At 68.8% G+C, this 20044-nt stretch carries 18 protein-coding genes, 1 tRNA gene and 1 pseudogene; 10 read left to right on the top strand and 10 right to left on the bottom strand.

Annotation, left to right across the window (positions count from 1 at the left end; genetic code table 11):
• Positions 1-17: 17 nt before the first annotated feature.
• Complete coding sequence (aceE, locus tag RVF83_RS21790; protein ID WP_039881017.1) at positions 18-2900, bottom strand: pyruvate dehydrogenase (acetyl-transferring), homodimeric type; 2883 nt, start codon at positions 2898-2900, stop codon at positions 18-20.
• Positions 2901-3054: 154 nt separating this feature from the next.
• Here aceE and RVF83_RS21785 point away from each other — a divergent pair, with 154 nt between their 5' ends.
• The 3 genes and pseudogenes from RVF83_RS21785 to RVF83_RS21775 form a co-directional block, all read left to right on the top strand.
• Positions 3055-3675: a hypothetical protein gene (locus RVF83_RS21785; protein ID WP_005200173.1), complete on the top strand. Its 621-nt coding sequence runs from the start codon at positions 3055-3057 to the stop codon at positions 3673-3675.
• 168 nt (positions 3676-3843) lie between these two features.
• Entirely contained in the window at positions 3844-4272 is a 429-nt protein-coding gene (locus RVF83_RS21780) for a DUF3052 domain-containing protein (RefSeq protein WP_005200172.1), read from the top strand.
• Positions 4269-4739 (top strand): annotated as a pseudogene (locus RVF83_RS21775) (peroxiredoxin); the annotation flags it as partial. The gene RVF83_RS21780 and the pseudogene RVF83_RS21775, both read left to right, overlap by 4 nt.
• A 59-nt stretch (positions 4740-4798) precedes the next feature.
• Here the strand turns inward: RVF83_RS21775 and RVF83_RS21770 are convergent.
• The 4 genes from RVF83_RS21770 to RVF83_RS21755 form a co-directional block, all read right to left on the bottom strand.
• A tRNA-Val gene (locus RVF83_RS21770) sits at positions 4799-4873 on the bottom strand.
• A gap of 150 nt (positions 4874-5023) precedes the next feature.
• A complete protein-coding gene (locus RVF83_RS21765; RefSeq protein WP_039880996.1) occupies positions 5024-5731 on the bottom strand; it encodes a CPBP family intramembrane glutamic endopeptidase in 708 nt (235 codons plus the stop codon).
• Positions 5732-5770: 39 nt separating this feature from the next.
• Positions 5771-6847 carry an NAD(P)H-binding protein gene (locus RVF83_RS21760; protein ID WP_005200169.1) on the bottom strand — a complete coding sequence of 359 codons (1077 nt, stop codon included), beginning with the start codon at positions 6845-6847 and terminating at the stop codon, positions 5771-5773.
• Positions 6848-6902: 55 nt separating this feature from the next.
• On the bottom strand, positions 6903-7886 hold the full coding sequence (locus RVF83_RS21755; RefSeq protein ID WP_005200168.1) for a helix-turn-helix transcriptional regulator: 984 nt from the start codon (positions 7884-7886) through the stop codon (positions 6903-6905).
• A gap of 156 nt (positions 7887-8042) precedes the next feature.
• Here RVF83_RS21755 and RVF83_RS21750 point away from each other — a divergent pair, with 156 nt between their 5' ends.
• Positions 8043-8867, top strand: a complete 825-nt coding sequence (locus tag RVF83_RS21750) for a maleylpyruvate isomerase family mycothiol-dependent enzyme (protein ID WP_005200167.1) — start codon at positions 8043-8045, stop codon at positions 8865-8867.
• Between the two features lie 99 nt (positions 8868-8966).
• Here the strand turns inward: RVF83_RS21750 and RVF83_RS21745 are convergent, their stop codons facing one another.
• Positions 8967-10991, bottom strand: coding sequence for a protein kinase domain-containing protein (locus tag RVF83_RS21745; protein WP_005200166.1), 2025 nt, complete (start codon positions 10989-10991; stop codon positions 8967-8969).
• Positions 10992-11095: 104 nt separating this feature from the next.
• On the bottom strand, positions 11096-11923 hold the full coding sequence (locus RVF83_RS21740) for a spermidine synthase (protein ID WP_005200165.1): 828 nt from the start codon (positions 11921-11923) through the stop codon (positions 11096-11098).
• 40 nt (positions 11924-11963) lie between these two features.
• Here RVF83_RS21740 and RVF83_RS21735 point away from each other — a divergent pair, with 40 nt between their 5' ends.
• Positions 11964-12941: a cobalamin biosynthesis protein gene (locus RVF83_RS21735; RefSeq protein ID WP_005200164.1), complete on the top strand. Its 978-nt coding sequence runs from the start codon at positions 11964-11966 to the stop codon at positions 12939-12941.
• On the opposite strand, the gene RVF83_RS21730 is transcribed toward RVF83_RS21735, so the two are convergent.
• A complete protein-coding gene (locus RVF83_RS21730) occupies positions 12919-13971 on the bottom strand; it encodes an SURF1 family protein (protein ID WP_051989346.1) in 1053 nt (350 codons plus the stop codon). The two genes, RVF83_RS21735 and RVF83_RS21730, sit on opposite strands and share 23 nt — an antisense overlap.
• Before the next feature lie 36 nt (positions 13972-14007).
• Between RVF83_RS21730 and RVF83_RS21725 the strand changes: the two genes are divergently transcribed.
• On the top strand, positions 14008-15012 hold the full coding sequence (locus RVF83_RS21725; RefSeq protein ID WP_005200162.1) for a zinc-binding metallopeptidase family protein: 1005 nt from the start codon (positions 14008-14010) through the stop codon (positions 15010-15012).
• A gap of 28 nt (positions 15013-15040) precedes the next feature.
• On the opposite strand, the gene RVF83_RS21720 is transcribed toward RVF83_RS21725, so the two are convergent.
• Positions 15041-15520, bottom strand: coding sequence for a low molecular weight protein-tyrosine-phosphatase (locus RVF83_RS21720; RefSeq protein WP_005200161.1), 480 nt, complete (start codon positions 15518-15520; stop codon positions 15041-15043).
• Positions 15521-15574: 54 nt separating this feature from the next.
• Positions 15575-16261, bottom strand: coding sequence for an HAD hydrolase-like protein (locus RVF83_RS21715; protein WP_174351910.1), 687 nt, complete (start codon positions 16259-16261; stop codon positions 15575-15577).
• 30 nt (positions 16262-16291) lie between these two features.
• Between RVF83_RS21715 and cobC the strand changes: the two genes are divergently transcribed.
• From cobC to RVF83_RS21695, 4 genes are all read left to right on the top strand, one after another.
• Entirely contained in the window at positions 16292-17386 is a 1095-nt protein-coding gene (gene cobC, locus RVF83_RS21710; protein ID WP_005200159.1) for an Rv2231c family pyridoxal phosphate-dependent protein CobC, read from the top strand.
• Positions 17364-18503 carry a Nif3-like dinuclear metal center hexameric protein gene (locus RVF83_RS21705; RefSeq protein ID WP_005200158.1) on the top strand — a complete coding sequence of 380 codons (1140 nt, stop codon included), beginning with the start codon at positions 17364-17366 and terminating at the stop codon, positions 18501-18503. Before cobC ends, RVF83_RS21705 begins: the two co-directional genes overlap by 23 nt.
• Positions 18504-18605: 102 nt before the next feature.
• Positions 18606-19343 (top strand): zinc ribbon domain-containing protein, encoded by a 738-nt coding sequence (locus RVF83_RS21700; RefSeq protein WP_005200157.1) that lies wholly within the window; start codon positions 18606-18608, stop codon positions 19341-19343.
• Positions 19344-19348: 5 nt separating this feature from the next.
• The gene (locus RVF83_RS21695; RefSeq protein ID WP_005200156.1) at positions 19349-19999 is read left to right on the top strand and encodes a histidine phosphatase family protein; all 651 of its coding nucleotides are present in this window, start codon (positions 19349-19351) and stop codon (positions 19997-19999) included.
• Positions 20000-20044: the final 45 nt, after the last annotated feature.

The following is a 20044-nucleotide window of genomic DNA, read 5'->3' as shown; positions in this document are numbered from 1 at the left end:
GGCGGTCCGGTGCCGAACTAGGCCACGCCGGGATCGCTGGTCTGCTCCGGAGCGGCGGCGACGTCGTCGATCTTGTACTTGTCCGCGGCCTGCTTGGCCACCGACATGTCGATGTGACCGTCGCGGGCGAGTGCGACCAGTACCGCGACCACGATCGACTCGGCGTCGACGTTGAAGAAGCGTCGTGCCGCCGGCCGGGTGTCGGAGAAACCGAACCCGTCGGTGCCCAGCGTCAGGTACGTGCCGGGCAGGTAGGCGCGGATCTGCTCCTGGACGCCGCGCATGTAGTCGCTGACGCCGACGAACGGTCCGGCCGCGTCGGCCATCAGCTCGGTCAGGTAGGCGGGTGCGGGCTCGCTGCCCGGATCGCGCAGCGCCTGCCGGTCGGCGCGGATACCGTCTCGGGCCAGTTCGCTCCACGACGTCACCGAGTACACGTCGGCGCCGACGTTCCACTCCTCGGCGAGCAGCTCGGAGGCACGCAGCGCGTCGGGCATGGTGATGCCGGAAACCAGGATGTTGGCCGGGTACTCCTTGTTCCCCGGGGCCTTCTGGAACAGGTAGCCGCCCTTGACGACGCCCTCGTGGTCGACGTGCTCGGGCTTCGCCGGCTGGCTGATCGGCTCGTTGTAGACGGTGATGTAGTAGAAGACGTTCTCCGGGTCCTCGCCGTACATGCGCTTGAGACCGTCGTCGACGATGTGGCCGAGTTCGTAGGCGAACGCCGGGTCGTAGGCGACGACGGCCGGGTTGGTCGCGGCGAGCAGCGGCGAGTGGCCGTCGGCATGCTGCAGACCTTCACCGGTGAGCGTCGTACGGCCGGCGGTCGCGCCGATGACGAAGCCGCGCGCCATCTGGTCGGCGGCCGCCCAGAAGCTGTCGCCGGTGCGCTGGAAGCCGAACATCGAATAGAAGATGTACAGCGGGATCATCGGCTCGTCGTGCGTCGCATACGACGTGCCGACGGCGGCGAAGCTGGCCGCCGAACCGGCCTCGTTGATGCCCTCGTGCAGGATCTGGCCTTCGGCGCTCTCCTTGTAGGCGAGCATCAGCTCGGCGTCGACCGAGGTGTAGAGCTGTCCGTTGCGGTTGTAGATCTTCAGGGTCGGGAACCACGAGTCCATACCGAAGGTGCGGGCCTCGTCGGGGATGATCGGCACGATGCGCTTGCCGATCTCCTTGTCGCGCAACAGATCCTTGAAGACGCGGACCAGTGCCATGGTGGTCGCGACCTGCTGCTTGCCCGAGCCCTTCTCGGTGGTCTTGAGCGCCGACGACGTGTCGGCTTCGAGGACCTTGGCCTTGGTACGGCGGCTCGGCAGGAAGCCGCCGAGGGTCTTGCGGCGATCCAGCATGTACTGGAGTTCCGGCGAATCCTTGCCGGGGTGGTAGTACGGCGGCAGGTACGGATCCTTCTCGAGCTGCTCGTCGCTGATCGGGATGCGCGTGCTGTCGCGGAAGGCCTTGAGGTCGTCGAGCGTCAGCTTCTTCATCTGGTGGGTCGCGTTGCGTCCCTCGAAGTGCTTGCCGAGCGTGTAGCCCTTGATCGTGTGCGCCAGGATCACCGTCGGCTGGCCCTTGTGGGTCATGGCGGCGGCGTAGGCGGCGTGGATCTTGCGGTAGTCGTGGCCGCCGCGCTTGAGGTTCCAGATCTCGGCGTCGGAGAGGTCCTTGACGAGCTCCTTGGTCCGCGGGTCGCGATTGAAGAAGTGTTCGCGGACGAACGCGCCGTCGTTGGCCTTGTAGGTCTGGAAGTCGCCGTCGGGCGTCGTGTTCATCAGATTGACCAGGGCGCCGTCACGGTCGGCGTGCAGCAGTGCATCCCACTCGCGGCCCCAGATGACCTTGATGACGTTCCAGCCGGCGCCGCGGAAGAACGACTCCAGCTCCTGGATGATCTTGCCGTTGCCGCGCACCGGACCGTCGAGGCGCTGCAGGTTGCAGTTGATCACGAAGGTCAGGTTGTCGAGGCCCTCGGTGGCCGCGAAGCTGGCGAAGCCGCGCGATTCCGGCTCGTCCATCTCGCCGTCGCCGAGGAACGCCCACACGTGCTGGTCGGAGGTGTCCTTGATGCCGCGGTCGTGCAGGTAGTGGTTGAAGCGCGCCTGGTAGATGGCGTTCATCGGGCCGAGGCCCATGGAGACGGTCGGGAATTCCCAGAAGTCGGGCATCAGCCGGGGGTGCGGGTACGACGGCAGGCCGCCGCCCTCACCGGCGTGGCTGTGCTCCTGGCGGAAGCCGTCCATGCGGGCCTCGTCGATGCGGCCCTCGAGGTAGGCGCGGGCGTAGATGCCGGGGGAGGCGTGGCCCTGGATGAAGATCTGGTCGCCGCCGCCGGAGTGGTTCTTGCCGCGGAAGAAGTGGTTGAAACCGACCTCGTACAGCGACGCCGACGACGCGTACGTCGAGATGTGGCCGCCCACACCGACTCCCGGACGCTGAGCGCGATGCACCATGATCGCGGCGTTCCAGCGGATCATCTGACGGAAGCGGCGCTCGACCTCCTCGTCGCCGGGGAACCACGGTTCCGCCTCGGTGGGGATGGTGTTCACGTAGTCGGTGGAGGTGAGTGCGGGGATCGACACCCGCTTCTCGCCGGCACGCTCGAGCAGGCGCAACATCAGGTAGCGGGCGCGGCCGGGGCCGGCGGCGTCGAGCAGGGCGTCGAACGAGTCGAGCCACTCGGTGGTCTCGTCGGGGTCGATGTCGGGCAGATAGGACGCGACGCCTTCGCGGATGACGCGGACGCGGTGTCCGCTCCGTCCGGCAGCACGTCCGTTGGAGCCCGGGCCGGCGTGCTCGCTGGGAATCGTGTCCTGCGTCGCCTGGTCCATCTGGTCGGTCACGGTGATGCCTACTCCCTCTGACAGGCCGGACTCGGGGTGGTGGTCCGGCTGCATGGTGTACGACACTGCAACTCCGATGTTGTGCGGTGTCACCCCTCATCGTGCCCCATGTGAGGTGGCTTGGCACCGGGTGGATCCGGGTAGGCTGCCGCGACAGCGAAGCTGCTGTAGCTTCCTTGCAGCGTTACTGACGAGTAGGGGGAGAGCAATGCTGGGCGCAGGGGAGGCCAGGCCCGGCCGCAGCGGACACGGGGGTGTTCGGACGAGTGTGATCGTCGGCATCGCATTCGGGGGAATCATGTTGTCGGCGTGTACGTCCACGGTCGGAGGTGCGGGTGTCGCGGCACCCGGTGAGGTGGCGATCTACCGGTCGGAGGTGTCGGCGTCGGCGGCCGCGCAGGTGCGGACCGAAGGCGTCGAACTCTGTCGGGAGTCGATGTCGTCGATGGTCGTGATGGTGCGCGGCTACAACACCTTCATCAAGCGGCTCAACACGACGCATTCGTACCCAGAGGTCGGGGATCTCGCCGACAAGGCGCGCGCGAGTCTGATCGCCGGTGCCGATCAGATCCGTCCGAGGATCACCGCGAGTGCGCCCGTCGACGTCGCGACGCCGGCGCGGACGTTCCTCGATTCGACGGCGCGTCTCGAGAACGCGATCCGCAGGGAACAGCGCACCGAACTGAACACGGTGTCGGGGCAGTGGACCCGCGACAAGGCGCGCCTGCTCGAGGTGTGCGGTGAGTACACGCCGGTGCCGGCGGCGTCGTCGGCGACGCCCCGTTCCTCGGGCACCACCACTCCGGCGCCGACGAGTCCCGGTCGCTGAGCGGTTCCGGTGGTCGGCGAAAAAGAAACGCCCGAAATCGAGTGACGTAGGTCGGCTTGCAATGTGAGGCTCTAGGCTGTTGCCTATGCTGACAAGCGAGTTGGCGTACACAGATGCACACACCGGCGACGGAAAGAACGTCCCATCACCCTCAGGAGGTCACGCGCGGTGGTAGCCGCCACAGACGGTACGGGCAGCAACGCCCAAAAACTGGGCTTGAAGGCCGGCTTGGTCGTGCAGGAAGTCGGCTGGGACGAGGACACGGACGACGAGCTGCGAGCCGACATCGAGGACGCGATCGATGCCGAGATGGTCGATGAGGATGCCGACGACGTCGTCGACGTCGTCGTCCTCTGGTGGCGCGAAGGCGACGGAGACCTCGTCGACGCGCTGATGGACGCCATCGGACCCCTTGCCGAAGACGGATACGTGTGGGTGTTTTCGCCCAAGACCGGCAAGCCGGGATACGTGGATCCGAGCGAGATCGCCGAGGCGGCCCCCACCGCGGGCCTGACCCAGACGTCGGCGATCAGCCTGGGGGATTGGTCGGCAGCCCGACTCGTTCAGCCGAAGGCCCGCTCGGGCAAGAAAGCATGAGTGATGCTCTGCCCACCGCGCCGCTGAGCGTCGGTGACCAGGCACCTGATTTCGAACTCCGGGATCAGAACAACCAGCTCGTGTCCCTGAGCGCGTTGCGCGCCGAGCGCAACGTGCTCGTGGTCTTCTTCCCGCTCGCGTTCACCGGCACCTGCCAGGGCGAGCTGGGTTACATCCGCGACCAGCAGCCGCGCTTCGAGAACGACGACGTGACCACCGTGACGATCTCGGTGGGTCCCTCCCCGACGCACAAGGTCTGGTCGGCGGCACAGGGGTTCCTGTTCCCGCTGCTGTCGGACTTCTGGCCGCACGGCGAGGTCGCCAAGGCGTATGGGGTGTTCAACTCCGATCGCGGGTACGCGAACCGCGGCACCTTCCTCGTCAACCGCGAGGGTGTCATCGTCTACGCCGACATGGTCGGGCCGGGCGAGGTGCGGGAGAACAACGTCTGGGACAAAGCCCTGGGGTGCTGTTGGCTGATCTATAGCTCCAAGCCGCGCTGGGCGCGGGTTGGAGCTATGAATCGTGGTGCGCGCAAAGGGATTCGAACCCCTGACCGCTGGTGTGTAAGACCAGAGCTCTACCGCTGAGCTATACGCGCGCGGAGTGCCGAGAGCGTCACTCGCGACAATGAATCTAGCCGGTCGGGACCGATCGCCCAAACCGCGGGGCTGCGACGGGCGAACCTCACTTCGACCTGCAGACTTCGATCGACGTCTGCAGGTCGAGATGAGGTTCGCCGGTCGGCGGCTCAGGCGAAGACCGGCGGAAGGGCAAGCACCATGATCGCGCCCCAGATGACGTGGGTGATCGCCGGCGCGAGGACACCGGCGGTGCTGCGCCGCAGGATCGCGCAGACGGTACCCAGGACGGCGCCGGCGAAGCCGAGCATCACGTTGCCGCTGGCCATGGTGACGAGCACGTAGATGACCGTCGACACCAGGACCGGGTTGTAGGGGCGCGCCGCCGAGTAGACCGACCCGCGGAAGAACAGCTCTTCCGCGAGACCGTTGACCACGGTGATCAACGTGACTATGGCGAGGCTGCCGTAGTCGGCGAAGGCGAGCACCTGGTTCGCAAGATCGCTGACCCCGGGGATCATCCGGGCGATCAGACCGCCGACGACGAAGGCCGCGCCGACCGCGAGGCCGACGGCGGTGCCCAGGCCGATGGCCCCGAGACGGTCCGGGGGCCGGGAGGAGATCGGGCTGTAGGCGCCGAGCGGCAGCGGGCCGGAGACGAAGGCGCCGACGGTCCAGACGACGGCCAAGCCGACCGTCAGCGGATAGAACGCGGTGTCGCCCGGCTCCACGCGCAGCGAGATGCCGAGCACGACCGCCCCGATGACGAGGAAGACACCGACCAGCCAGCGGCGTCGGACGTAGTGGGAACCCGGATCGGGATCACGATCCAGAGCTATCGAGTTGTAGAGGTCGCGAGCCAGTGCAGTCACCAGCAGTCGTCACCACCTTGGTCGGTCGTCAACGGACACACGTCGTCAGGTACGGGCCGGCAGAAGGGCTCCGGCGATCCTCGCCGACACCCTCAGCGTGCCACCGATCGTCCCACCCACGCGGCGTTTGACGCGCAGCCAATCGCCGCCGGCCCACGCGGGGTCGGTGTCGGCGAGGTGGTGCAGGTCGTGCAGATCGCAGACGGAACGGGGATACGGGGACTCGACGGACGCGCGCACGGCGTCGCGCATCGGCGTCAGACCGCCCTCGGGTGGCGGCACCAGCTCGCGGATGCTGTGCTCCGACGCCGTCATCGAATGGTTCAGCGACGTCACGAGTTCCTCGGTGAGCGACGCCGGGACCGGCACGAACATGCCGCCGAGGCGGCCGGCGAGACGGGTGCTCACCCCGAAGACCGGAAGACGCAACCGCGGGAAGCGGACCGCGGAGATGTACTCGTGGAGAATCGAGATGTAGCGCGCGTGGTCGGGCCCGGAGATGTCGTATTCGCCTGGCGGAAGCGATGATTCGCACGCGGCAACGAGGTAGTGGATGGCGTCGCGGATGGAGATCGGGTCCATCTCGTTGGTGATCCAACCGGGTTCGGGGATGACCGGCAGGCGGTCGGCCATGTAGCGGATGATCTCAAACGACGTCGAGCCGGCACCGATGATCACCGCCGCGCGGAGCCAGACGAGTTCCGGACCGTCCTCGACGACGAGCCCCTCGGCGACGTCGGCGCGGCTCTGCAGATGCGACGAGAGCTGGTCGTCGCCGGGCACGAAGCCGCCGAGGTAGACGATCCGGCCGACGCCGGCATCGCGCGCGGCCTCGGCGACGTTGCGTGCCGCATCGCGATCGCCGTTGGCGAAGTCCGCCTGCCCGATCGCGTGGACCAGGTAGTAGATCGCGTCGACCTGCCCGGCGTCGGACATGGCCTTCTTGACCGAGATCGGGTCGTCGGCGTCCATGGCCACCTTGATGACGTCCGACGACCAGCCGAACCGGTCCAGTTTGCGGGTGTCTCTGGACGTGACCACGACCTCGTGACCCTGCCGCAGCAATGCGCATACGAGCCGGGAACCCACGTACCCGGTCGCCCCCGTGATGAGTAGCCTCATGCCTTCGACCGTAGAGAAGAATCCGCGATCCGGTCGGAACAGCAGGTCAACGCGGTCAGGGCCGGGCGGACATCGCCCGTCGATAACGTTCGGCGACCTGGTCGTGATACGCCGCGACGGCACCCAGTTCGACGCGCAGCTCGTCGGGTTCGAGGACGGTGAAGTCGGCGTCGAAGGCGTACATCCACCGTGCGATCGACGTCAGTGAGGTGCTGTAGACGGTCACCTCGCAGCTGTTCTCGTCGCCGGATTCCAGGGCACCCCAGTAGTGGTGGATCATCGGCGCGACCTCGTCGAGCGGAAGGTGGACGCGGACCCGCGCGGTCGCCTGTTGCTGCACGGCACCGAGACCACGGGCGACGAAGGCCGCGGCGCCGCCCTCGGGGGGTTCGCGCGGGGTGAATCGGGGGCCGGTGGGGATCTTCGGGTCCATGCGGTCGACGCGGAACGAACGCCAGTCGTCGCGGGCGAGGTCGAAGCCCACGAGATACCAACGGTTCCCGCTGCGCACCAACCGGAACGGCTCGACCTCGCGTCGACTCTCCTCACCGTCGTTGCGCCGGTAGTCGAAGCGCAGGCGTTCGTGGCGGTGGCAGGCCGTGGCGATGTCGGTGAGGCGTTCGGCCGGGACCGCGCTCGTCGGCGCTTTCCGCGGGATGGCCTCGATCCGCAGCGCGTCGAGGCGGTGCTGGAGTCGCGACGGCATGACCTGACGCAGTTTCGCAAGCGCCCCGGCCGATGCCTCGGCCATGTCGGCGACCGCGCCCGTCGTCACCGCGTCGAGCCCGAGCGCGACGGCGAGGACCTCCTGGTCGTCGAGGAGCAGGGGCGGCATCTCCGCGCCGGCGCCGAGCCGATACCCGCCGCGCGCACCGACATTCGCGTCGACGGGGTAGCCGAGCTCGCGCAGCTTGTCGATGTCGCGTCGCACGGTGCGGGTCGTGATGTCGAGGCGTTCCGCGAGCTCCCGGCCCGACCATTCCCGCCGCGTCTGCAACAGCGACAGCAGAGCCAGCAGCCGGGCCGAGGTTTCCAACATGCAGACATCTTGCCGCAGGATGCGGACAGTTTCTGTCCTTGTTCGGGGGATCGGTGCGGCTCGTGGCGGTGCGTCAATGCGGCCGTGCTGCACACCGATCCCGATAGGGTTGGTGCGGTCCGGGTCTCGCCGGGCGCACGACGCTAGGAGCATCACATGCCGACGACCATCCTGCCGCTCGCCGAGGTCACCGAAGGCTTGATCGCCCAGTGGGACGCGATCGCCGACGTCGCCGCCGGATTCACCGACGAGCAGTGGTCGGCGGCATCGGTACTGCCCGGATGGACCAACGCCGACATAGTCGCGCACATCATCGGTACCGAGAGCATGCTGGACGGTCGCGATGTGGAGGCCACCCGTACGGTCAGCGCACTCGACCACGTGCGCAATCCGATCGGCGAGCTCAACGAGAAGTGGGTCGACCACTACCGCCCGAAGCCGCGGGCCGAGGTCCTTGCCGCGCTCGACGAGATCATCACGGTGCGCACCGCGGCGCTGCAGGCGATGACGCAGGAGCAGTTCGACGCCCCGTCGATGACGCCGGCCGGCGCCGACACCTACGGACGCTTCATGCGCATCCGCGTCTTCGACTGCTGGATGCACGAGATCGACCTGCGCGACGGCACCGACGGATCCGCGGTCACCCACTCCGTCCCCGCGTCGTTGGCGCTGGAAGAGATCGGTGCGTCGCTGCCGTTCGTCGTCGGCAAGCGCGCCGATGCCCCCAAGGGCAGCAAAGTGCTCTTCGACGTCACCGGCTTGTCCCCGCGGACGGTTCGGGTTCTCGTCGGCGACCGCGCGTCGCTGGTCGACGAGTTCGACGGTGGCGACGCGTCGGCCGACGTGCGTCTGCGGATCGACGCCGCGAACCTGGCCCGGTGCGCCGGGGGGCGTCGGGACGCCGCCCCGGATGCGGTCGAGATCGAGGGTGACGCCGCGCTGGGCAATGCAATCCTCGATCGGATGAACTATGTGATCTGACCCTTCGAGGCTCGCTTCGCTCGCACCTCAGGGCACGACGTTCGCAGAGTGCGGTATGGCTGCCGGAAAACGGCACTGATGACGCACTCTGGCGTGGCGCTACTCGCTGACCGTCGCCTTCTGGATCAGGAGGTTCTGGTTCGGCGGTCCGGACTGGGCGCCGGGTTTGGCGGGGGTGAACCCTCCCGCGACGATCTTGTCCAGGACGGCGAGCCCGGACGGGTCCATGGTGCCGACGATCGAGTAGGTGAGCGGGAGGTCGGTGTCGTCGGCGAGCATGAAAAACGTCGTCGAGCCGGTGGCGCCTTCGTCATCGGGGAGATCGAGGATGCCGACGGCGCCGCGCGGGTAGGTGACCTGCGGGATCCCGTTGCTGTCGGTGCCGGCCGACGGTAGGTCCCGGGGGAGTTCGTCGGGGCTGGTCCAACCGGGGTTGGTGCCCTCCTTGCCGCCCGACGACCCACAGATCAGGTACTTCGCCGACGCCCGGTGGCACTTGCTGCCGTCGTAGAACCCGGACTTGATCAGCGAGACCATCGCGCCGACGTTGCACGGCGCCTCGGCCCGGTTGAGTGTCATCGTGATGGTGCCCTGCGCGGCGATCGGGATCTGGGCGTCCACGGAGCCGGTGTTCGGCTGGGTCGACGCCGGTGCCGGTTGGGTGATGCCGCCGACGACCGTGCGCGCTGGGTAGTTGCACGCGACGGTGCCGGCGGGCATCGCCTGGTTCGAGGTGTCGGGGTCCGGCGGATCATCCCCGCCCCTTGACAGTGCGACGACGATGCCCGTAACCGCGAGGGCGATCACCACCACGCCCACGCCGATGGCGATCGCGATGTTGCGGCTGGTGTTCGACTTTCGGGGAGGCGGAGTCGGGGTGCCGCCCCACTGGTTGGGCCCGGAGAATGACTGGGCTCCCGAATACGCCTGGGGTCCTGAGAACGCCTGGGGGCCTGAGTATGATCGCGGCCCCGAGTGGGACTGTGGCCCCGAACGGGAAGGGCCCGAATGGAATTGGGGTCCTGAGAATCCTTGCGGCCCGGACGCTCCCGGCGGCGGACCATATCCGCCGGCCGGGCTCGGAGCGTGCGGCGACCCGTGGACGTTCGGGCCCGAACCCAGACCGCGGACCATCGTCGGGTCGGATGCCATGGATCCGCCCGGCGTCGGGTGGGCAGCCGGCGGTGGGGACTGCGGCGGGAGCGGAGCGTGGGGCCGCGGGTGCAGGCCCGCGGGTGGGATCGGCTGGGGCACGACCGTCGGCGGTGCCTGCTCGGCCGGAGGTGTCTGCGGTCGGGTTGCCGACGTCGATGCGCGGCCCGCCAGCGCTTCGGAGGCCGCGTGGATGAGTTCGCGCGCGCTCGGGAAACGCTGCGCCGGGTCCTTTGCGAGACCGCGTGCGATCACCGGGTCGAGCGGACCGCCCGTCTGCGGTGGGGGCTTGGTGATGTGCGCCGTCATCAGGCCCTGATCGGTCTTCGCCGGGAACGGGGTCTGGCCGGTGACGCACTCGTAGAGCACGCAGGCGAGGGCGTAGTTGTCCGAACCCGGGCCGGCCGGCTCGTCGCCGAACCGCTCCGGTGCCATGTAGGCCAGCGTGCCGAGCGCGGTTCCCACCTGCGTCAGGCGACTGTCGGTGGTGCCCTGGGCGATACCGAAATCGACGAGGTAGGCGAAGTCGTCGGCGTCGACGAGGATGTTGTCGGGTTTGATGTCGCGGTGGACGAGACCGTCGCGGTGCGCGGCGTCGAGTGCCGCCGCGACCTGGCCCAGGATGCGGACCGCCCGATCCGGTGGGAGGGGGCCGGAACCGAGTACCTTGCGCAGATCCTGGCCGTCGACGAGGCGCATGTCGATGAACAGGACGCCGTCCGTCTCACCCCAATCGTGGATCGGGATGACGTGCGGATCGGACAGTTTCGCCGCGGTCTTCGACTCGCGCTCGAACCGTTCGCGGAAGTCCTTGTCGTGCACCAGGTGTGGCGGGAGCACCTTCAGGGCGACGCGTCGTTCCTTGCCGGTGTCGTAGGCCTCGTACACCTCACCCATGCCGCCGCGACCGAGAAGTCTGTCGATGCGGTACGGGCCCAGTGTGGTGCCCGCTCTCGACGATGGATCGGTCACGTCATCCTCGGTTCTTCGAGCGTCAGATCTCGGCCGGCGGTCGAAACCACCCTAACGACTGGCACGCGGCTTCGTACATCGGGCGGACGCCGGACCGGCGGCGATCACGACCGCTCCGGTGCGACGTCGGCGTCCGTCAGACCGGGGCCGCGTGCGAATTCGCGGGCCTTGGCTCCGGAGAGGATCTGCGCAGGTAGGGGATCGCTGAGCAAGGTGCGGACGAGGGTCGCCGACGCGTCGAGCGGGGCATCGCTGCCGACGATGACGATGTTGCCGGTGCGTCGACCCTTGAACATCGCGGCGTCGGCGATGAGCAGGAGGTGCTCGAAGACCGATGCGACGGTGGCGGCCTCGGCCCGGGCTCCCGCGAGATCCCGGCTGTCACCACAGTTGGCGAGATACAGCCCGCCCGGCACGAGCACGTCGCGCACGGCGTTGGTGAACTCACGGGTCGTCAGATGTGCGGGCGTGCGGTCGCCGGCGAAGGCGTCGCGCACGACCACCTCGCGCGTCCCCGGCTGGAGCGACGTCACGACTTCCCGCGCATCGCCGACCCGGATCCGCAGCCTGGGAGCGCGGGGCAGGTCGAACCACTCGCGTACGAGGCGGGCCAGCTCGCCGTCGACCTCGACCGCCACCTGCCGGGCGTCGGGGTACCGGTGGTCGAGGTAGCGGGCGAGCGCGCACGCCGCGCCGCCGAGATGGAGGACTCGCAACCGGTCCGAGGTGGGGTGGCGTTCGGCGATCACGGCGGCCATCTGACGCAGGTACTCGAAGTCGAGCACGGTCGCGTCGTCGGGATCGATATGCGAACTATGCGCGCCGTTGACGGTCAGCAACCAGCCGCCGGCGATGGTGTCGCGCGCGAGTTCGGCGACGCCGGTGTCGATGACGTGCCGACCCGGGGTCGGTTCCGCGGTTGACCTGGCCACGGGTCGAGTCTGGCACGACCGCGGTCGATACGATCGCGCGGTGCCCCTGACTCGTGAGCAGCGAAACCGACCCCCACGACGAGCCCTGCCGGCCGCAGCCGGACTCGTCGCCGGCTTCCTCCTCGACGAGGCCCTGGGTGACCCGTCGACGGGGCATCCGGTGGCCGGTTTCGGCCGCCTGACGTCGGCGCTCGAACGTCGCCTGTACCGCGAGTCGCGGGCCGCCGGCGCCGGCCTGGTCGCGGTGGCCGCGGGCGGCGTCGTGGGCGTGGGAGTAGCTGCGACGGCCGGGCGCCGGGCGCCGGCCCTGGTGGCACTGACCGCGGCGTCGACCTGGATCGCGCTGGGCGGGACCTCGCTCTGCCGGGTGGGCGATGCGGTCGCCGACGCCCTCGAGTCCGACGACATCGACGCGGCGCGCGCTCTGATCCCGAGTCTCTGCGGCCGGGACCCGGAGTCGCTCGACGAGGCCGGGATCTGTCGGGCGGCGCTGGAGTCGATCGCCGAGAACACTTCCGATGCGACCGTCGGACCGTTGTTCTGGGGAGCGGTCGCCGGCGTCCCCGGAATCCTCGGGTACCGCGCGGTCAACACCCTCGACGCGATGGTCGGGTACCGCAACGAGCGCTATCGCGACTTCGGCTGGGCGGCCGCGCGGCTCGACGACGTCGCCAACATCCTCCCGGCACGACTCGCGGGCGCGTTGATCGTCCTGGTGTCCGGGTCGCCCCGACGTGCCGCCGAAGCCTGGCGACGTGACAGTCACGCGCATCCGAGCCCGAACGCCGGGGTCGTCGAAGCTGCTTTCGCCGGAGCCGTGGGGGTGCGGCTGGGGGGTCGGACCGTCTACCCGCACGGCGTCGAAGAACGGCCGTCGCTGGGTTCCGGGCCGGCACCGAGGCCGGCCGATCTACGGACAGCGGTCGAGTTGTCGCGGCGGGTCCAGCGGGCGACGCTGGCCGCGTGCGTGGCGGGGTGTCTGATCCGGTTCGGGCTCAGCCGCCGTAGCGCCGGCTGAGCTTGTCCCGCACATCGCCGTCCTGGCTGCGGGGGTCGGGCGTCGCGTCGCGGACGTCGCCGACCGTGTCCTCGGCGACGGGCCCGTGCCCGATGCGTCCGACGTTGTGGACCACGGTGGTGCCGCTAGCGGCGCGCAGTTCCTCGCGCATCTGCCGACGACGTTCGGCGCGGGAGGCGGCGGTACTCGGCTGTGTATTCGGTGCGGTGTCCTCGGGATGCGTCGCGGTGTCCGCGTCGGCGACCTCACCGGTGCCGGCGGTGGCCTCCGCTGCGAGAGCGGCCCGCGCGGCGGCAGCGCGTCGGCGCGAGCGGATCTCCGCGATCAGGAAGTACAGGACGCCGAGCGGCGCCATGATCCCGAATGCGAGCCACTGCAGCCCGTACGAGAGGTAGGGGCCGGTGTCGAGTTGGGGGAGCGGGATCTCACCCAGGGAGCCCGGCCGGTCCGGGGACAGCTGCAGGTAGAAGTCGTCCATCGACGTACCGGTCGCGGTCCCGACCAGACCAGGGTTGATCGACGGGACCGTCAGCACGCCGTTGTCGGCGAGGGAGCCGCGGTCGGCGCTGACGCTTTCCGCCGCGCGAATCCGCCCCTCGATGGTCTGCTCACCGGCCGGCGGCGCCGGAACGTCGGGGACCCCGCCCTCCACCGGGCGGACAAAACCGCGGTTGATCAGGAGCACACGATCCGACCCGTTCACCGCGAACGGCGTCAGGACGACGACGGCCGGGCGTTCCTGGATGTTGCGCAGTCGCACCAGGGCCTGCCGGTCCTCCAGGTATCGGCCGGTCACCTCGACCTCGCGCCACTCGGTCGACGGGTCGAGGGTCGACGAGGGCGCCACCTCGGCGAGCGGAGCGGTCTCGAGAGAGGTCGCGGTACGGATCAGGTCGTTGCGGCGTTCGGTGTCGGAGTTCTTCCCCAGCTGCCACGGCGCGAGAAGTGTGAAGCAGGCCACGGCGAACGCCGCGACGACGACGCCGAGGGCAATCCACCCGGGACGCAGGATCGTTCGCAGCACGTGCACGGTGCCCAGGTTACTCAGCACCTGTAGCGTGATCTAATGCGAGACTTCATCTGTCTGAACTGCGGCCAGCGCCTTTCCTTCGAGAACAGTCTGTGCCTCAACTGCAAGAGCCCACTCGGGTTCTGGCTCGGGTCCCGCTCCATCCAGGTCCTCGACGAGAAGGGACGCGCGGAGGTCGACGGCGTCCTCCTCGAGCGATGTGCCAACATCAAAATCGCGCAATGCAACTGGCTGGTGAAGTGGACGGGTAACCCCGAGCTCTGCCAGTCGTGCGAGCTGACGCGCACGCGTCCCGGCGACGACGACCCGGAGGCGCTGGTGGTGTTCGGTCAGGCCGAGACCGCCAAGCGGCGTCTCGTCCTCGAACTCACCGAGCTCGGGCTGCCGATCGAGAATCGTGACGAGAATCCCACCACGGGTCTTGCCTTCGACCTGCTCTCCAGCGCGCAACAGAACGTCATCACCGGTCACGCCAACGGAGTCATCACCCTCGACCTCGCCGAGGGGGACGACGTCCATCGTGAGCAGATGCGCGTCGAACTCGACGAGCCCTACCGGACGGTCCTCGGACATTTCCGGCACGAGATCGGTCACTACTACCAGCTCGTCCTGATCACCGACGATCGTCGTCCGCAGTTCGAGGAGCTGTTCGGGAACCCGGACGACGACTATCAGGCCGCGCTCGACCGGCATTACAAGGAGGGTGCGCCGGAGGGGTGGCGGAAGAACTACGTCTCTTCCTACGCCACGATGCACCCGGCGGAGGACTTCGCCGAGACCTTCGCGCACTACCTGCACATCCGCGACACCCTCGACACCGCCGCCGCGTTCGCGATGGCGCCCTCGGGTACGACACTCGACAGCGTGCCTCCCGGCGACGTGGGCTTCGACCGCATCATCGACGAGTGGCTGCCACTGACGTGGGCGCTCAACCAGATCAACCGGTCGATGGGTCACCCGGACCTCTACCCGTTCGTGCTCCCGGCGCCGGTGCTGGAGAAGATCCGCTTCGTGCACAACCTGGTGGCACCGGCCGGCTGAGACCGTTCCGGTGGACTGGGCGTGGTCGTCAGGCCATGCCCAGCTGAATCCGCACCCAGTCGATCAGGCCGGGGAGCGCGCTCTCGATCTGTTCGCGGGTCGCCACGAAGTCGTCGGTGCCGCCGTAATAGGGGTCAAGCAGGGCGAGATCGTCGGCGGGTGCCGACGGGTCGAACGACCGCAGCAGTCGGGTCCGGTCACCGAGCCGCTTGCGCTCGAGCTCCCGGACGTGGCCGTCGTCCATCGCCAGGAACAGATCGGCGTCGAAATGCTCGGGTCCGAGCAGTGCTGCCACGTGCGCATCGGAGTAGCCGTGGGCGAGCAGTTCGGTGCGGGCGCGGTTGTCGGCCGGCTCGCCGACGTGATACCCGGTGATCCCGCAACTGGTGACACGCACCTTGCCGCCCAGTCCCGCGTCGTCCAGCGCGGTCCGGAAGATGTTCTGCGCCATCGGCGATCGGCAGATGTTGCCCGTGCACACGAAACAGATGTGTAGTTCTTCAGCCACTGGTGTCTACCTCAGCTCGACGTGCCGACGCGCCCGGTTGTCGAGGGTGTCGGGTCACATACCCAGGACGTCGCGCAATTCGGCGGTGGACTCAACCGTCCAGGCTGCGTCCTGTTCCTCCCCGTGCAGAGAATAACCCCATCTGACCAGGACCGCTGAGATCCCGAAGGCCGCGGCGCCGTGCACATCGTGGCTGCGATCGCCGATCATCACGACCGGCGCGGTGACGTGGCCGGTGTCGGCGTCGACGGGCAGACCCAGCTCGGCGACCGCGTGGGCGATGACGTCGGCCTTGTGGCGGCGCGTGCCGTCGTCGCTGGCGCCGGCGATGTACTTGAAGTGGTCGGTGAGACCGAAGTGCTCGAGGATCCGGTGCGCGGTGGTCTGGTTCTTCGACGTCGCGACCGCCACCGTGCGCCCCGAGTCGGAGAGATCGGCCAGGACGTCGGGCATCCCGTCGTAGACCGCGTTCTCCCGCCAGCCGATCTCGGTGTAGCGCTCGCGGTAGGCGCGCATCGCCTCGTCCGCGACCTCGGGTGCGAGCCCCAGGCCGTGGAGGGTGTCGATCATCGGCGGCCCGACGATGCCCGCGACGACCTGAGGGTCGGGCTCGGGTGCGTCGACGGCGGCGAGGGCGTGCCGGAAGCTGTTGGCGATACCCGCGAAGCTGTCGGTGATCGTGCCGTCGAGGTCGAAGAGCAGCACGGTGTCGGGATGGCGGGGATCTGGCGGCGTCAACACGCGTCCATCGTGCACGTAAGGTCAATAGACATGACAGCTGGGTCTGGCGTCGCATCTCCCTCCGACCTGTCCGATCCGGATCGGCACGGCGATCAGGACGCGGCACCCGGGCTGGTGGATTTCGCCGTCAATGTCCGAGGCACGCCACCGCCTTTCGTCCTCGACGCCATCATGCGCGGTCTCGGTGACCTGGCTCGTTATCCCGGCCTCGACGACGAGCGGCGCGCGGTCGACGCCATCGCCGCCACCCACGGTCGCTCACCCGACGACGTGCTGCTGCTGTCCGGCGCGGCCGACGGTTTCGAGATGCTGCCGCGACTCGGCGTGCGCCATGCCGCGCTCATCCAGCCGTCGTTCACCGAACCGGAGATCGCACTGCGTGCCGCGGGAGTGCCCATCACGCAGGTGACGCTCCACGAGCAGTGGCGGCTGTCCGGGGCGCAGGTGCCCGACACCGCCGACCTGGTGATCCTGGGCAACCCCACCAACCCGACGTCGGTGCTGCATCCGCGGGAGTCGATCGATGCGCTGCGGCGTCCGGGACGCATCATCGTCGTCGACGAGGCCTTCGCCGATCTCACCCTCGGTGCCGACGGTGGACTCGAGCCGCAGTCGCTGGCATCGGCCGACTGGCCGGACCTCATCGTGATCCGGAGTGTGACAAAGACTTTCGGCCTCGCCGGGCTGCGTGCCGGCTATCTACTCGCGGCGCCGGGGATTCTCGCGCGTCTGCGTGCGGGGCGTCGTCCGTGGGCGCTGTCCACACCCGCGCTGGCCGCCCTGACCGCCTGCCTCGGCGACGAGGGACACCGCTACTGCGCCGAGCAGGCCCGACGGGTCGCGGCCGAGCGCGCCGAGATGATCGACGAACTGACGCGGATCGGGCTCGTCGTCGTGGCGGAACCGGCCGCGCCGTTCGTCCTCGTCGAGGTGCCGCGCGCGACCGAGGTCAAGCAGCGCCTCGTCGACCACGGGTTCGCGGTGCGCAGCTGCGCCAACTTCGTCGGACTCGGCGACGGCCATCTTCGGCTGGCGGTACGTCCGGTCGAGCAGGTTCGCGCGCTGACCGCGGCGATCGAGCAGGTACGAGAGGAGATGAGGGATGGGAACCGTGTCGACGTCTGAGGGAGTCACCGTCGGAGACGTGGTCGACGCCGTGGAGCGTGCGTATCCGCCGGCGCTCGCCGAGTCCTGGGACGCCGTGGGGCTGGTGTGCGGCGACCGGTCCGAACCGGTGCGTCGGGTCCTGGCGTGCGTCGACGTGACCGACGCCGTAGTCGACGCGGCCGTCGCCGAGAAGGCGGACCTGGTGATCACCCATCATCCGCTGCTGATGCGCGGGGTCACGTCGGTGGCCGCGGACACCCCCAAGGGCCGCATCGTGCACCGTCTGATCCGCGACGGCATCGCGCTGCTGTCGGCCCACACCAACGCCGACAGTGCGCGGCCGGGTGTCTCCGACGCCCTCGCCGATCTCCTCGGCGTCGTCGACACCGCGCCCATCGAACCGAAATCCGCTGCACCGCTCGACAAATGGGTGGTGATGGTGCCCGAGGGCAACGTCGAACAGGTCAGTGAGGCGATGTTCGCCGCCGGCGCCGGTGAGATCGGCGACTACCGCGACTGCTCCTGGACGGTCGTGGGCACCGGCCAGTTCGAAGCGCAGGAAGACGCGTCGCCGACGATCGGTGAGATCGGCACCCGCACCCACGTCGACGAGGCGCGGGTGGAGATGGTCGCCGACCGGTCCCTCCGCGGGTCGGTGCTCCGGGCGCTGCGCAACGCGCATCCGTACGAGGAACCGGCGTTCGACGTCTTCGAGCTCGCCGACCTCGGCAGCGGACTGGGTCTGGGCCGGGTCGGTTCGCTGCCCGAGCCGATGACACTGCGTGACTTCACCGATGTCGTCGCCCGCGCACTGGGCGCGCCGTCGGGAATCCGGGCGGCCGGCGATCCCGATGCGCTGGTGCGCACGGTAGCGGTCTGCGGCGGGGCGGGCGATTCGCTGCTCGGGCGCGTGCGTGGGCTCGGCGTCGACGTCTATGTGACCGGCGACCTGCGCCACCATCCCGCCGACGAGAGCCTGCGCGACGGAGGGCCGGCACTCGTCGACGCCGGACACTGGGCCACCGAGTTCCCGTGGTGCGACCAGGTTGCGGAGCTGGTCCGCGAGGAGTGCCACGTGCCGGTGGTGGTGTACGACACGCCCACCGACCCATTCGGACTGCACAGCTTCGGGTGACGCCCGCAGGACCGCCTGACCAAAGGCCATCCGCCCGCCGGGACGCCGGGACCAGCCGCGTACGGTAGGGGGACTTCAGAACTTCAGAGAGAGGAGGCCGCAATGAAAGTCGACGCCGGAGTGCAGCGACTGTTGCTCGATCTCGCGGACTCCGATGCCGAGATCAACCGACTCGAGCATCGCCGCAAGAACTTGCCCGAGAACGCCGAGATCGCCGAGCAGGAGAAGGCGATCGACGCTGCCCGTGACGATCTGGTGCGTGCGGAGATCTCCGCCGAGGACCTGGGCCGCGAATACCGCCGCATCGAGTCCGAGGTGACGGGGATGGCCAACCGCGAGGCCAAGGACTCCAAACAGCTTGCCGCCGGTGGGCTGGCGCCCAAGGCGTTGTCGGAGCTGCAGCACGAACTCGCCGGACTCGGACGCCGCCGCGCGGTCTTCGAAGAAGAAATGCTGACCCTCATGGAGCAGCAGGAGGCCGTCGAAGCCGAGCGCGACCGCGCCGCCGCGACGATCTCGCACCTCGAGGAGAAGGTCGCCGACACCCGGGCTCGCCGGGATCAGTCGCTCGCGACCATCGAAGAGGACCTGACGCGCGCCCGCGAGAAGCGCGACACGATCGCCGCGGAGATCGACGCCGACCTGCTGGCCGTCTACGACAAGCAGCGTGCCAACGGTCGCATCGGCGCAGGACTCCTGCGTGCACGACGCTGCGGCGCCTGCCGGATGGAACTCGACCGCGGCACCATCGCCTCGATCAGCGCGGCGCTGTCCGACGAGGTCATCCGCTGTGAGGAATGCGGCGCAATCCTCGTGCGGACCACCGAGTCAGGGATCTGACCACTGTGGGGGAGAAGTCCCCGTCCTGGCAGGGACAGCGGAGTTCGCCGACGCGGTTCATCTTGCTCCGTCACGGCCAGACGGCGCTGTCGGTGGATCGTCGGTACTCCGGGCGCGGCAATCCCGAGCTGACCGCGGAAGGTCTGCGCCAGGCGCGCGCGGCGGCCCAGCGGGTTCTGCGCGAGAAGGGCATCTCGGCGATCGTGACCTCGCCGCTGAGCCGCGCCCGTGCCACCGCCGACGAGGTCGCCGCGGTGACCGGCGTCGACGTCGTCGAACATCCCGGACTCATCGAGAACGACTTCGGCGAGTGGGAGGGCCTGACCTTCGTCGAGGCATCTGAACGGCATCCGGAGATCCACCGCGAGTGGCTGTCGGACATCACCGTGCCCGCGCCGGGCGGTGAGAGCTTCGCTCAGGTCGCCGAGCGCGTCGCGGAGACGAAAGACGATCTGCTGCAGCGGTATCCCGGTCAGACGGTCGTGCTCGTCTCGCACGTCACGCCGATCAAGCTGATGCTGCGGGAGGCGCTGGGCGTCGGGCCCGAGCTGCTGTTCCGCCTCCACCTCGACCTCGCGTCGGTGTCGATCGCCGAGTTCTTCCCCGACGGTGGTTCCGTCGTACGTCTGGTCAACGACGCTGCGCACTGGCACTGAACCGACGGATGCAGGTCGAAGTCTGATCCTGGGGGTATCCTGGGT

Origin of the sequence: Gordonia rubripertincta, assembly GCF_038024875.1 — a bacterium.
GTDB lineage: Bacteria > Actinomycetota > Actinomycetes > Mycobacteriales > Mycobacteriaceae > Gordonia > Gordonia rubripertincta.
This window is presented reverse-complemented; position numbering and strand designations above follow the sequence as displayed.

Bases quoted from the DNA above. Each gene is read 5' to 3' on its own strand.
- aceE (WP_039881017.1), bottom strand. From the start codon at position 2,900: ATGCAGCCGGACCACCACCCCGAGTCCGGCCTGTCAGAGGGAGTAGGC.
- RVF83_RS21785 (WP_005200173.1), top strand. From the start codon at position 3,055: ATGCTGGGCGCAGGGGAGGCCAGGCCCGGCCGCAGCGGACACGGGGGT.
- RVF83_RS21760 (WP_005200169.1), bottom strand. From the start codon at position 6,847: ATGAGGCTACTCATCACGGGGGCGACCGGGTACGTGGGTTCCCGGCTC.
- RVF83_RS21755 (WP_005200168.1), bottom strand. From the start codon at position 7,886: ATGTTGGAAACCTCGGCCCGGCTGCTGGCTCTGCTGTCGCTGTTGCAG.
- RVF83_RS21750 (WP_005200167.1), top strand. From the start codon at position 8,043: ATGCCGACGACCATCCTGCCGCTCGCCGAGGTCACCGAAGGCTTGATC.
- RVF83_RS21725 (WP_005200162.1), top strand. From the start codon at position 14,008: ATGCGAGACTTCATCTGTCTGAACTGCGGCCAGCGCCTTTCCTTCGAG.
- cobC (WP_005200159.1), top strand. From the start codon at position 16,292: ATGACAGCTGGGTCTGGCGTCGCATCTCCCTCCGACCTGTCCGATCCG.
- RVF83_RS21705 (WP_005200158.1), top strand. From the start codon at position 17,364: ATGGGAACCGTGTCGACGTCTGAGGGAGTCACCGTCGGAGACGTGGTC.
- RVF83_RS21700 (WP_005200157.1), top strand. From the start codon at position 18,606: ATGAAAGTCGACGCCGGAGTGCAGCGACTGTTGCTCGATCTCGCGGAC.